The sequence below is a fragment of the Brevibacillus sp. Leaf182 genome, assembly GCF_001423865.2.
Lineage (GTDB): Bacteria > Bacillota > Bacilli > Brevibacillales > Brevibacillaceae > Brevibacillus > Brevibacillus brevis_C.
This window is the reverse complement of the sequence record NZ_LMPN02000018.1, coordinates 278,910-291,849: the sequence shown is the minus strand read 5'-3', so window position 1 is coordinate 291,849 and position 12,940 is coordinate 278,910. Positions and strand designations below refer to the sequence as shown.

Here is a 12,940-nt window from a genome sequence, read left to right as displayed (position 1 = left end):
GACTTATCCACACACTTAGCAACTGATCATGCAGATCCAGTTTTGAATGAATAATGAATGAAAAAGCCATTCCTTAAAGGAATGGCTTTTTTTATGAATGTTGACAACAACGAAACTGACATAATAATATAACCTTACGTAAAAATTCGATTTTACGGAGGGCTGATTGATGGAAATTTCAAAGGGAGTAGAAATGCTTCATCTGGATTTTCAAGGGAATATCATTCATCCCATTTTGTTGTGGGATCAAGACATGGCTGTTTTAATAGACACCGGATTCCCAGGACAAATGGAAGATTTACGCGTGGCCATGGAAAAGGCAGGGGTACCGTTCAACAAACTAAAAGCTGTGATTTTGACGCATCAGGATGTGGATCATATCGGTAGTCTTCCAGAGATTTTGCAGGAGTACGGGGATCAGGTTCACGTATATGCACACGAACTGGATAAGCCGTATATTCAGGGGGAATTACCACTTTTAAAAAACGGGGACCTTGAGAATCCTCCGAAAGGCAGAGTGGACCATACCGTGAGTGACGGTCAGGAACTGCCGTTTTGCGGCGGGATTCGCGTCATCCATACTCCTGGGCATACTCCCGGTCATATCAGCCTGTATGTAAAGCAAAGCAAGATCCTCATTGCCGGGGATTCGATGTACAGTGTAAACGGGGTTCTCGAAGGCATTCATGTCCCGACCACACCAGATATGAATGCAGCTAGACTCTCGTTGAAAAAGTATATAGACCTCGACATTGCATCTGTGGTTTGTTACCACGGGGGATTTAGCAATGGAAATGTGAAGGATAGGATTGTAGAACTTAGTCAAGGGTTACGTTAACAAGGCAGTTATTCAGATTGGAGTGACAATTATCAAGCTTCGGCATGAAAGTGCCGGGGCTTTTTAGCATGCAGTTAGGGGACAAATATACTGATTTCACTAGTCGTGCTAAAGTAAAGAACATTGTTGACAGGACACCAAAAGGTGTCGTATTATCAAAGTGACACTATTTGGTGTCCAATTAAGAATTAGTCATTTGGAAAGTTTGGAACTTGAAATAAGTTTCACTTGAAACCATTATGGAGGGGGAAACAAATGGGCAAAATTAACGGTGCGGAAACAACCGCGAAAGCAGAAACCAATCCCCGAGGAAAAATGATTGCATATTGGTCAGTCACATTACTACTCGCAGTAGCTGTTATGTTAAGTGGTATTGGGCAGCTGATGCAATTGGGGGGAAACATTGAGTTAGTGACGAATCTTGGTTACCCGCTATACATCTTGACCATTCTCGGGATATGGAAAGTGCTTGGAGCTATTGCTCTCGTTATCCCAGGGTTTCCCCGGCTTAAAGAATGGGTTCACGCTGGTATCTTCTTTTTAATGACTGGTGCGGCTTTATCTCATGCGCTTGCGAACGATTATGGAGAGTACGGGTTTTACATGATCCTTCCGCTTTCATATGCTGGGCTAAATATCGCCTCGTGGGCGCTACGTCCGATGAGCCGCAAACTTTAGGGAGGTTGCAGAAATTAACGGCTGTCCCCACCATACTACAGACAACCAGATTTTGGAGGGAGAGGTGTGAGCGAGAACAACCCGTTACGGGATGTGTTTGATGCGATTGCTGATCCAACCAGGCGTCGACTGATTCGCCTGCTAGCAGAGGCAGAGGAGATACCGCTTCATGAATTAACGGCACAGTTTCAAATGGGGCGCACAGCGGTATCCAAACATTTGACAATCCTGAAAGAGGCCGGACTGGTACTTGACCGAAAAGTCGGCAGAGAAACGCGATTTAGGCTAAACGCTGCTCCACTTAGAGAAATTCAAGATTGGTTGGCTTTCTACACGAAGTTCTGGAGTACGAATATGCTGCGCTTAAACCAATTTTTAGAGGAGGAAGAAGAATGAGTTTAACATTATCCTTGGATTTTCAGTACAACACAACGATGGAGAAGCTATGGTCCGCTTTAACCGATGCAAACAAGCTTACCAAATGGATGGTCAACGTCCACACCGGACAGGCGATGGAAAATGATTTTAAGCCCGTCATCGGACACCACTTTCAGTTTCGTACTCAGCCGACCGAATATTGGGATGGAATTGTTGACGGCGAAGTGCTTATCGTAGAAGAACCGCACCGGCTGTCCTATACGTGGTGCAGTGGAGGAGAGAAGCACACAGTCACCTGGACGTTGCAGGATTTAGGGAACGGAAAGATTAACCTTCATCTCGAACAAACCGGAATCTCAAATGCTCAAGCACTGGGTGGAGCCAAGTATGGCTGGAGCAATTGGTGCGGCGAGCTTGAAAAGGTATTGGAGCAATAATCGCATACCCTCAAAAAACGGCAGCCTGTTTAATCGGCTGCCGTTTTTTTATAAACAGGCAAATGTCCCTACCCGTTAATCCGTTATCATAACCGAAGGAGTAGCCGTTCGCACGAAGATGATCGCATCAAAAGCTTTTGCTGGAACCATCTGCAACGTATACAGCTTCTCCATTTTTCCATACCATCCACTAAAAGCATCACCGATTGCACTGATTGACTGCGCTTTATTCAGATAGGTGTAAAAATCCGCATGATGCTTTGCCTTGGCAAAATCAAGGAATCCATCCGCCATGCCTGTCTGAGCAAACAGAACAGCCAGCCGATTATTGCCACTATTTTTTACCGTAAACGCTTTGCGCTCATTGGTAGTGGCGTCCTTTGCAAGGAAGGTGCTCTCGTAGAATTCACTTCCGATTGCGTAATAGTGGTCCCCCAATGCTTTTGCGAGATGTGCCCCCATGCAGGTTGTCATTCCTGCGGTAGTAGAGGTCTTTTCGATGTGTCCATTATGTCCGGCGATGAACATGTTGTTGCGACCGTAATGCTTCTTTTCAAAGGATAAAATCCACATCACTTTGTCCGCCATATAGCGATCACGGGTGTTGCCATAGTTCGTGTTTGTTCCGCGGAGTGTAGCGTTTTGCTTGATGGATTCAGCGAAGGCAGTAGCCAGCTCATATTCTTTCTCAGAGCTTTTCGCGATGTAAACGGATTGGTTTTGTTTCATTTGCTCCATCAAGCTTTTTATGTGGGTGAGCGCTTCCTGTACGAGGGGAATCTTTTGATCATACACCGTCTTGTCATTTAGATTCGTAAGCAGCTTCTCATACTTGGATGCGAGTGTCGGATCAACTTTTTTCAAATAGGAGAATAGCCCGTTTTTGTTATGGTCGTAGCGTTGCATGTCAAAGCCGTAGAAATGAATTTGGTCCTTGGCATCCCGCTGCTCATTAAAGTCGCGCATCCAAGAGAGAAGGGCGGCCATTTCTTCTGTTTGGTAAATCGTAAATCCGATGGCTTTTGCGGCATCCTGTGCAGTTCCGTTGCCGCCTAAAATGTATTCATTGACCTTTTGTCCACCGCCAAAATCACCTTCAATGGCAAATACGCGATAACCTTGTTTTTCTACCAAATGCTTAAAAATATCTAGCTTCAGCGTAGTGAATTGCTTGTTGCCATGCGTAGCTTCTCCAAACCCGATGATGGTTTTTGCAGGAAGCTCCATTTTTGAAACAGGGACAAGGGTAGATTGCAATGACTGTTGTAAGGTGTTGGCTGATGCAGATTGGAAAACCGTCAATACACTCAGCACGATGAACAAGCTTAGGGTGATCAGGAGTTTTCTTTTCATATCAATCTCTCTTTCTTGAAGGGATTACTGGGAAACGGGTGGATTTTCTTACCATTTAAATAATTATACTCCTTCCTGGTCAAATTTACCTACAGTGAATCCTTTTCTGTGGAGTCCAAGCCGAATTGTAAAAACGCACCTGGGGTGGATTATCCGTATCCCCGGTGCGTTTTCCACTTGCTATTTCAAATATTTCGCTCGATACTCATCTGCCAGCATGGACATGAGAATAGAGTCGTGATAGGCGTGGTTGTAATAAAGCGCTTGTCGCTGTACGCCTTCACGCTGGAAGCCGAGCTTTTCATACGTGTGGATGGCGCGTTCGTTAAAGGAAAATACATTTAGTTCGATGCGATGCAGATTGAGGATACCAAAACCATAATCGAGCATCAGCAGGAGGGCTTCGCTTCCGTAGCCTTTGCCTTGATGGGCATTTTGGTCAATCGAAATTCGGATAAAGGCGTTGCGATTATTCCGATCGATATCCCCGATCTGGACGTCGCCAATCACTTGATCATTTTCACACAGGCAGATCAATAAGAGGACACTGGAAGAGTCCTGGCCCTTGCTCTCGATGTACTGGTGAATTTGCTCACGCGTGTAATGCTTTTGTGTACCAGTAAGTTTACGTGTTTCCTTGTTGAACAAGGAACGGTAAAGTAAATCAGTATCTTCTGTGCCGATCGGTCGCAAAAAGACGCGTTCCCCTTCCAAAAAGCGAACCGCTGCACTTGTATTCTCCTGTGTCGTAGACATAGTCGTCGTCCTCCTGTTCGTACAAAACTCTTTCTCTTAGGATAACGGGCAAGTGTATACTTGAAAATGTGCAGTTTTGTAAAAATGAAAAGGACAGATGGAGGGGGAAATCGAGATGCTCTTGACCCCAAACTGGCAGGAAAACGACAACGAGCCACAATACGTACAGCTTTATGCTTATCTGAAAAAGGAAATCGTCGCAGGACGCCTGGCGGTGAGTAGCAAGCTGCCGTCCGTTCGCAAGCTGGCTGACTTGCTGGGCGTAAGTACAACACCCGTGGAGATGGCATACCAGCAACTGCTGGCGGAAGGTTTTATCCAAAGCAAACCGCGCAGTGGGTATTACGTAGAGAAATTACCCGATCCTGAAATGAAACCGGGTGCTGGTACGAGCACCCAAACGATCCAGCGGCCCATGGTGCGTGACGAGCGGGAGTATGTCTATGACTTTCATCTCTCCCGCAATGATTTTTCGTTATTTCCAACCATGATTTGGCGTCGTTTGTACAATGAGATGCTTCACATAGAGCAGCAGGAGAATCTTTTTTATGGAGATCCACAAGGGGAGGCTGGACTCAGGAAGCAAATCGCTGAGTACTTGCACAGGTACCGGGGTGTCGCTTGTTCGCCAAATCAAGTGGTGATTGGGGCGGACCAGTTTGGCTTGCTGTCCCTGATCTGTTTGATGGTAAAGCCGCAGTTCCAACGCATCGGCGTAGAGAATCCGGGATATTTACTGTTTGCCAATACGTTTCGCCAGCACGGATACGACGTGGTGCCGATCTCACTGACAGAGGACGGAATTAGCGTCAGTGAGCTATATGAGTCAGGGGTTGGGCTGGCTGCCGTTTCTTCTGCTCATCAATACCCGCGTGGGATGATCATGCCCATATCCAAGCGATTGCAATTGCTTGAATGGGCCAAAAGTGTGGGAGGATACATCATCGAAGACGATTACGACGGAGAGTTTCGTTACCATGGCAGACCGATTCCGTCCATGCAGGGCTTGCTCCCGCATACGAATGTTATCTATATGGGGAGCTTTGCGCAGGTATTGGCGCCTGCCCTAGGCATTTGGTACATGGTCCTGCCAGAGTCTCTAATGGATACCTACTACAACTTACTGCGCGAGACATTGCTGGAGCCATCCTCATCCCGACTGCATCAGCGGACGATGGAAGCCTTTATGGAAAAAGGATATTTCGAAAAGCATGTCCGCAAAATGCGCAAGCTGTACCGTAAAAAGCATGATGCGCTGCTGCTGGCTGTGCACAAGCATTTTGGCGAAAAAAGAGCGACAGTCATCGGAACCGATGCCGGTTTTCACGTTCTGTTGCGGGTAAACAGCGCGCGAAGTGAAGAGGAGTTGAAAAAGCTGGCGATTCAAGCAGGCGTGAGAGCCTCGTCCGCATCGTTTACATGGCTGGTGCCACCTAATCCCTTGCCAAAAGAGTTTTTCCTCGGGTTCGCGGGCATTCCATTGGAAAATATCGATCCCGGTATCGAGGCACTGAGCCAAGCGTGGTTTGGCGACTGTTGACAATGCATGGGTACGCCGTTATGCTAAGAGTACCTTTTGGAAAATATGAAAAACAAAATATTTTCCTTGTTTTCGAGAGGGGGAAAGAACATGCAGGAGCGTATCCTACAATGCGCCTACCATGAAATTGAGACCAAGGGCGTTCGTTTTACCATGTCCGATTTAGCTCGGCGCGCAGGCGTTAGCACCAAGACGTTGTATGCGAGCTTTCCATCGAAAGAAGCCTTGATCACCAAAGTCATTGAAGAAAACATCGAGGATTTGCGTAAAGCGGAAGATCAGATTTTACATGATCCTGACTTCGATTTGGTAGAGAAGATGCGGCAGCTCCTGGCACTGGTCCCGAACAATTTCTCACGAACAGATCTGCGCGTATGGTACGAGCTGAAGCGCTACTATCCCGAGCAATGGAAGCTGATCGACGAGTTCAATCAACAGGAGTGGGAGCATGTTCGGATCATTCTGGAGCAAGGGGTAGAGGAGGGCGTGTTTCGTCGAATCCAGCTTCCGATCCTGATTCAGATGTATACCGGGACGCTCAACCAACTGATTGATCAACAGTTGGCCAACCAGCATCATGTGACGATTGGCGATGCACTGGATGCGGTCATCGATATTTTACTAGGAGGCATCGTAGATTCATCGTCTTCAAACGAGTAAGTAGGAGGAACAAAATGAGTTGGGTTTATCTATTAATGGCCATTTTACTAGAGGTAGCTGGAACAACATCGATGAAGCTGTCTGACGGGCTGAGCAAGCCTGTCCCCAGTGTGATGATGTTTATCTTTTATATTTTGTGCTTCTCGTCGCTGAGCCTGGCGCTCAAGGAAATGGAGGTAGGGACTGCCTATGCCATCTGGTCGGGTCTTGGCACAGCGATCATCGCGGTCATTGGTGTGGTGATCTTCAAGGATGCCTTCACTGTCAAAAAAGTAATTGCTGTCGGACTGATCATCGTGGGTTGTGTGCTGTTGAATCTGGGAGACTCCTCTCACGCACAATCTTCGAAAGATACAGGGGTAGCTGAGGCGAAATGAGTGAGAGAAATGTAAGGGCAATGCTATTGTTCTTCTGGGTCACCGATGTGGCTTTTGTCGTATACTGGCTCATTACCTTTTTGGAGCTGCTCCCTGTGGAATACCTGTATCAGGATTACTACGACCCCAACTTGCTCGCATGGAACCTGTCCTTTTTTCCATTGGATATTTTTATTTCCATCACGGGCTTTGCCAGTTTGTACGCCTATCGCAGAGGACGGAACATCTGGAAGCCGCTCGCCATGCTGTCGCTCGTTTTGACGTCCTGCTCGGGTTTACAGGCGATCGCTTTTTGGGCGTTCAAGGCAGATTACGACTGGTCATGGTGGATTCCGAACCTGTACCTGCTGATTTACCCGTTATTCTTTTTGCCGGGCTTGATGCGAGAACTGGCAAAAGCGAAGGAAAGGAATTCTTGACAAATTTTGAGCAGTGGCTATATAGTAGGTCTTAAGTTAATAGTGCTGTGGAGATTGGGAGATCAGCTAATATTTGCAAATCGAGGGCATCGGCTCTTGTTTTGCGAGTATTAGCTTTTTTATTTTCTCTCCAAACAAACCACAAAGGAGTTAGCGTATTGTAAGCGCTTTACCGGAATAGGTTTACGTTTTTTCCAAAAAGGGGGAGGATGGGGCCATGTCTATTTATGTAGGGGAATTGATCGGGACGATGATCTTGATCATTTTGGGGGCAGGTGTTTGCGCTGGACAGAACTTGAAAAAGGCGTATTCCCAAAACGGCGGTTGGATTGTGATTACGCTGGGCTGGGGGCTGGCAGTTGCGTGCGGAGCGTATGCAGTAGGAAGCATTAGCGGAGCGCATTTGAATCCGGCACTTACGATTGCACTGGCAAGCATCGGTCAATTTCCGTGGGAGCATGTGCCGGGTTACGTAGCGGCTCAACTGATTGGGGCGTTTATGGGAGCGACGTTCGTCTGGATCTTTTATTACCCACATTGGCGTGAGACGAGTGATGCAGGAGCCAAATTAGGCGTATTTGCAACAGGTCCCGCGATTCCTCATACAGTCGCGAATCTGTTTAGCGAAATTTTAGGTACGTTTTTCTTGGTGCTCGGTCTACTGGCGATTGGAGCGAATAAATTTGCAGAAGGACTGAATCCGTTTATCGTCGGCTTCCTGATTGTCGCAATCGGTTTGTCTCTTGGTGGTACTACTGGTTATGCGATCAATCCGGCCCGTGACCTGGGACCTCGTCTCGCTCATGCCCTCTTGCCCATCCACGGCAAAGGAACGTCAAACTGGCGCTATGCATGGATTCCTGTTGTTGGACCTATCATTGGAGCAGTAAGTGGAGCGTTTTTTTACAAATGGACGTTTACAGATCATTCGCTGACAGGTGTAATAGCATTAGCGGCTTTCATGGTGATTGCCATCGTGGTCGGAATGACAACCAAAAAATCAATCGGCAGCAAGGAGCGACTCGCATCCGAAAGTGCGCGTTCCTAGACATAAAGGTAAGAATGAATGCGATTCCATATGGGTGAAGGAGGAACAGTTGTCATGGACAATAAATATATGCTTTCCCTCGATCAGGGAACGACGAGCTCTCGCGCTATCTTATTCGATAAATCAGGTGCCATTATCGGTGTTGCCCAGAAGGAATTCACGCAAATCTATCCGAAGCCGGGTTGGGTGGAGCACAATGCCGAGGAAATCTGGGAATCACAGCTAGAGGTATTGAAAGCGGTTTTACTGGAGAATCATGTGAAACCGGAAGAAATCGCAGGGATCGGGATTACCAACCAGCGGGAAACAACGGTAGTATGGGATAAGCACACGGGCAAGCCGATTCACAATGCGATTGTATGGCAAAGCAGACAGTCCATCGATATTTGCAACCAGTTGAAAGAGCAAGGCTATGAGCAAACCGTTCGTGAAAAGACAGGATTGTTGATTGACGCCTACTTTTCCGGGACAAAGGTAAAATGGCTGCTCGATCATGTGGAGGGAGCACGGGAGAGAGCCGAGAAAGGCGACCTCTTGTTTGGAACCATTGATACGTGGCTGATTTGGAAGCTGACCAATGGCCTTGTGCACGTAACCGACTATTCCAACGCTTCGCGCACATTGATGTTCAATATTCATTCCCTGGAGTGGGACGACGAGCTGTTGAACATGCTGCAAATTCCAAAAGCCATGCTACCAGTTGTCCGTCCTTCCAGCGAATTGTACGGCTACACAGATGAGAAGCTCTTCGAATTCCAGATTCCGATTGCCGGGATTGCCGGAGACCAGCAGGCCGCTTTGTTTGGGCAGGCGTGCTTTGCGGAAGGGCAGGCCAAAAACACTTACGGAACAGGTTGCTTCATGCTGATGAATACCGGAGAAAAGGCAGTTGCATCCAAAAACGGGTTGTTGACGACCATAGCCTGGGGTGTGGATGGCAAGGTAGAGTACGCCCTGGAAGGCAGTATTTTTGTGGCTGGTGCGGCGATTCAATGGCTACGTGATGGACTCAAGCTGATCGAAAAATCATCGGATTCGGAGAAGCACGCACTCGCTGTTGACACGACAGATGGTGTTTATATGGTTCCAGCCTTTGTCGGACTGGGAGCACCGTATTGGGATATGGAAGCAAGAGGTGCGATCTTTGGCTTGACCCGCGGAACGACGGAGGATCATTTGATTCGGGCAGCGTTGGAGTCTCTGGCTTATCAGACACGGGATGTGCTTGAAGCGATGGAGGCTGATTCCGGCATCCGGCTGCAAAAGCTGGCGGTAGACGGTGGAGCCGTGGCGAATAACTTTTTGATGCAGTTCCAGTCCGATATCCTGAATACAGAGGTTGAGCGTCCGCGTGTCAATGAAACGACTGCGCTGGGAGCAGCTTACCTGGCAGGGCTTGCCGTCGGGTATTGGGGTAGCAAGGAAGATATTGTGAATAATAAAGTGGTGGAGCGCTCCTTCTCACCAGATATGGCGGAGGAAGTGCGCCAGGGACTGTACGCAGGTTGGAAGCAAGCTGTTACGGCAACGATGGGTTACAAGATTAGGCATTGATTTTTGTGTAAAAGAGGTCTAAAGTTAAAGATAAGTTAATCATGCTGTGGAGACTACGGAGACAGCCAGTATCAGAAGAGCAATGACATTGCATTGCTTCTTTTGGATATTGGCTGTCTTTTTCTTTTAGAGAGGATGAGAAGAACGATGAACGATCAACATGCACTATCATCAAGTCAACGCCAGGCTTGTCTGGATAAAATGGCAAACAAACAACTCGATCTTTTGGTGATTGGCGGTGGGGTGACGGGAGCGGGGATTGCTCTCGACGCAGCCGCAAGAGGTCTTAGCGTTGGACTAGTGGAAAAACAGGACTTCGCTGCGGGAACCAGCAGTCGCTCTACCAAGCTCGTTCATGGAGGATTGCGCTATTTGAAGCAGGGCGATGTGCAACTGGTGCGGGAAGTAGGCCGAGAGCGAGCTATTTTGTATCGCAATGCGCCACATATCGTCATCCCGGAAAAAATGATTTTGCCTATCGTGAAAAATGGAACCTATGGCAAGCTGGCAACCTCTATTGGGTTGTATGTGTACGATGTGCTGGCTGGAGTCGAAAGAAAAGAACGCCGCATCATGCTGAACAAACAGAAAACCGTGGAGGCAGAACCACTGTTGCGCCGCGATATTCTCAAGGGCGGCGGACTCTATTTCGAATATCGGACAGATGATGCTAGGCTTACGGTTGAGGTCATGAAAACAGCAAGCTCGCACGGAGCGCTCTGCGTGAACTATACGGAAGCCATTGGCTTTATTTATGAAAACGGCAAAGTCATCGGGATTCGCGCGAAGGATTTGCTTACGGGTACGGAGTATTCCCTCCATGCCAAAAAAATCGTCAACGCAGCAGGTCCTTGGGTAGATCAGCTTCGAGAAAAAGACCACTCCTTGTACGGCAAGCGCCTCCACCTGACAAAAGGTGTCCATCTGGTCGTGCCATATAACAGACTACCGTTGAAGCAGGCCGTTTATTTCGATGTATCCGATGGGCGCATGCTGTTTGCCATTCCGCGCAATAACAGTACGTATATCGGTACCACTGACACGAATTACAAAGGTGTGCTGGAGAGGCCAACGGTGACGAGAGAAGACATGCAGTATGTACTGAATGCCGCGAACGAGATGTTCCCTTCTGTGAAGCTGACGGAACAAGATGTCAGCTCTAGCTGGGCAGGACTCAGACCGCTAATTCATGAAGATGGCAAGTCCCCATCCGAATTGTCACGCAAGGACGAGATTTTTTACTCCAAAAGCGGGTTGATTACGATCGCAGGTGGAAAATTGACGGGCTTCCGCAAGATGGCCGAGCGCATTGTGGATGTGGTGGTCAAGCAGTTGACCGAAGAAGAAGGCCGAGCATTTGAAGCTTGTCGGACAGACAAAATCGTCCTCGCTGGCGGAAAATTTGACTCCGCAGCCAAGATTCCTGTATTTGTGAAAGCACAGGCAGAGCGACTTCGCCAATGGGGAATCACCGAGGAACAAATCCGCGTTCTGGTCGGGAAATATGGCAGCAACAGTGAGCAAATCGTAACGATGTGCCAGGAGCTTTTGACACAAAATGCTCAAAATGTGTCTCCGATCGAAGCACTGCTGAAAGCAGAACTGCGCTACGCTGTAAAGGAAGAAATGGTCATGACCATGAGCGATTTTCTGATTCGTCGCAGTGGCAGACTATTCTTCGAGAGGGATACACTGGAGCCTGTGTATCGATTGGTGGGAGAAGAGCTCGCTCATGAGCTGCAATGGTCGGATGAGAGGAAAGAACATGAAATAAAAGCGTTTGAAGAGGAATATCATCTTGCGAAAACATTTCAATAGGGGTGATTCGTGATTGGCAAACCAGATCAATCAAGTCATACTTCCAGCAGCCCGGACATTAAAAGAATTTGATGAACTCATGGAAAGCTGCTACGAGCGCATTATTTTGCTAAATGCTCATGTAGCGCAAGTGAAGCCACTGGGAAAACGGGCCAGAGCGTTCGGGAAAAAACTCCTGATCCATGCTGATCTCATTGACGGCTTGAAGTCTGATGAATATGCGATGGAGTTTCTTGCGCAAGAAGTACAGCCCGAAGGAATCATCACCACACGGAACAGTGCCATTCTTGCCGCCAAGAAAAAAGGACTCATTTCTATCCAACGACTGTTTCTCATTGATACGATGGCATTAGATAGCAGCCTTACCCAGCTGGAGAGAACCAAGCCGGATTACGTCGAGGTTTTGCCTGGAATCATTCCCCACCTGATCGAAGAAATCACTGTACGAACCAAAATTCCGGTTATCGCTGGAGGATTTATTCGTACAAAGGAAGATGTGGATCGCGCTATCCGTGCCGGTGCTACATCTGTAACCACTTCTCGCAAAGAGCTGTGGACGAAATCATAAGGGCATAGCAGGGTAGTCAAAAGCCGGTCATTCCTGTTCATAGGAATGCCGGTTTTTTTGGTGTTTGTCCGGGAAGAAAATAGGTAGATGACGGTGATAGAGGAGGTAGGTAGATACCCTTTTATTTGTATAAAGGTCAGTAGTCTATGCGGATGAACGCCACCGTGCATATACACATATAGTCAGCTAAAAATAAGAGGAAAGAAGGCGGTTGCGTGAATTATCAAAGCTCTCAATGGCAATCATCGTATTCTTCGCGGGAAGGACATTCGTCTTATTACCCTTGGCAAAGAGATCGGGAACGGCCACCAGGATGGGATCGTGGAAGAGAGTGGCAGCGACCTTTCCGGAGTTGGGAGTTTGACCACAGACGGAGATGCCCGGATCACTGTCGTTGGTGCCCTCCTGGCTGCTGCGGACGCTTTCGCTAACAGATAAATAGGAGAACGAGAGCCAAATCTTGAGATAGATTCGAGAGATTTGGCTCTTCTTTTGGACAACGCTCATAAAACAGCC

Annotated in this window: 15 protein-coding genes; 12 read left to right on the top strand and 3 right to left on the bottom strand. The window is 47.8% G+C overall.

Annotated features, from left to right (window positions below; genetic code table 11):
- Positions 1-169: 169 nt before the first annotated feature.
- The 4 genes from ASG16_RS09165 (at position 170) to ASG16_RS09150 (ending at position 2,331) form a co-directional block, all read left to right on the top strand.
- The gene (locus ASG16_RS09165; protein ID WP_056492404.1) at positions 170-838 is read left to right on the top strand and encodes an MBL fold metallo-hydrolase; all 669 of its coding nucleotides are present in this window, start codon (positions 170-172) and stop codon (positions 836-838) included.
- Between the two features lie 255 nt (positions 839-1,093).
- Complete coding sequence (locus ASG16_RS09160; protein WP_056492403.1) at positions 1,094-1,516, top strand: DoxX family protein; 423 nt, start codon at positions 1,094-1,096, stop codon at positions 1,514-1,516.
- Positions 1,517-1,582: 66 nt separating this feature from the next.
- Entirely contained in the window at positions 1,583-1,912 is a 330-nt protein-coding gene (locus tag ASG16_RS09155) for an ArsR/SmtB family transcription factor (protein WP_048034761.1), read from the top strand.
- Entirely contained in the window at positions 1,909-2,331 is a 423-nt protein-coding gene (locus tag ASG16_RS09150; protein ID WP_056492402.1) for an SRPBCC family protein, read from the top strand. Before ASG16_RS09155 ends, ASG16_RS09150 begins: the two co-directional genes overlap by 4 nt.
- A 75-nt stretch (positions 2,332-2,406) precedes the next feature.
- Here ASG16_RS09150 and ASG16_RS09145 read toward each other — a convergent pair whose 3' ends face one another.
- Complete coding sequence (locus tag ASG16_RS09145; protein ID WP_056492397.1) at positions 2,407-3,684, bottom strand: erythromycin esterase family protein; 1,278 nt, start codon at positions 3,682-3,684, stop codon at positions 2,407-2,409.
- A 180-nt stretch (positions 3,685-3,864) separates the two neighbouring features.
- The gene (locus tag ASG16_RS09140; protein WP_056492393.1) at positions 3,865-4,440 is read right to left on the bottom strand and encodes a GNAT family N-acetyltransferase; all 576 of its coding nucleotides are present in this window, start codon (positions 4,438-4,440) and stop codon (positions 3,865-3,867) included.
- A 115-nt stretch (positions 4,441-4,555) separates the two neighbouring features.
- Here ASG16_RS09140 and pdxR point away from each other — a divergent pair, with 115 nt between their 5' ends.
- The 8 genes from pdxR (at position 4,556) to ASG16_RS09100 (ending at position 12,424) form a co-directional block, all read left to right on the top strand.
- Positions 4,556-5,980, top strand: coding sequence for a MocR-like pyridoxine biosynthesis transcription factor PdxR (pdxR, locus tag ASG16_RS09135; protein ID WP_056492389.1), 1,425 nt, complete (start codon positions 4,556-4,558; stop codon positions 5,978-5,980).
- Between the two features lie 90 nt (positions 5,981-6,070).
- On the top strand, positions 6,071-6,640 hold the full coding sequence (locus ASG16_RS09130) for a TetR/AcrR family transcriptional regulator (RefSeq protein ID WP_056492386.1): 570 nt from the start codon (positions 6,071-6,073) through the stop codon (positions 6,638-6,640).
- A 14-nt stretch (positions 6,641-6,654) separates the two neighbouring features.
- Positions 6,655-7,017 carry a DMT family transporter gene (locus tag ASG16_RS09125; protein ID WP_048034755.1) on the top strand — a complete coding sequence of 121 codons (363 nt, stop codon included), beginning with the start codon at positions 6,655-6,657 and terminating at the stop codon, positions 7,015-7,017.
- Positions 7,014-7,436, top strand: a complete 423-nt coding sequence (locus ASG16_RS09120; protein WP_056492383.1) for a YvaD family protein — start codon at positions 7,014-7,016, stop codon at positions 7,434-7,436. The genes ASG16_RS09125 and ASG16_RS09120 overlap by 4 nt, the downstream gene beginning before the upstream one ends.
- Positions 7,437-7,653: 217 nt before the next feature.
- Positions 7,654-8,484 carry an MIP/aquaporin family protein gene (locus ASG16_RS09115; protein ID WP_056492378.1) on the top strand — a complete coding sequence of 277 codons (831 nt, stop codon included), beginning with the start codon at positions 7,654-7,656 and terminating at the stop codon, positions 8,482-8,484.
- A 54-nt stretch (positions 8,485-8,538) separates the two neighbouring features.
- The gene (gene glpK / locus ASG16_RS09110) at positions 8,539-10,038 is read left to right on the top strand and encodes a glycerol kinase GlpK (protein WP_056492375.1); all 1,500 of its coding nucleotides are present in this window, start codon (positions 8,539-8,541) and stop codon (positions 10,036-10,038) included.
- Between the two features lie 147 nt (positions 10,039-10,185).
- Positions 10,186-11,856 carry a glycerol-3-phosphate dehydrogenase/oxidase gene (locus ASG16_RS09105; protein ID WP_056492370.1) on the top strand — a complete coding sequence of 557 codons (1,671 nt, stop codon included), beginning with the start codon at positions 10,186-10,188 and terminating at the stop codon, positions 11,854-11,856.
- A 13-nt stretch (positions 11,857-11,869) separates the two neighbouring features.
- On the top strand, positions 11,870-12,424 hold the full coding sequence (locus tag ASG16_RS09100) for a glycerol-3-phosphate responsive antiterminator (RefSeq protein ID WP_056492369.1): 555 nt from the start codon (positions 11,870-11,872) through the stop codon (positions 12,422-12,424).
- A 186-nt stretch (positions 12,425-12,610) separates the two neighbouring features.
- On the opposite strand, the gene ASG16_RS09095 is transcribed toward ASG16_RS09100, so the two are convergent.
- On the bottom strand, positions 12,611-12,931 hold the full coding sequence (locus tag ASG16_RS09095) for a hypothetical protein (protein ID WP_056492368.1): 321 nt from the start codon (positions 12,929-12,931) through the stop codon (positions 12,611-12,613).
- Between the last annotated feature and the right edge of the window lie 9 nt (positions 12,932-12,940).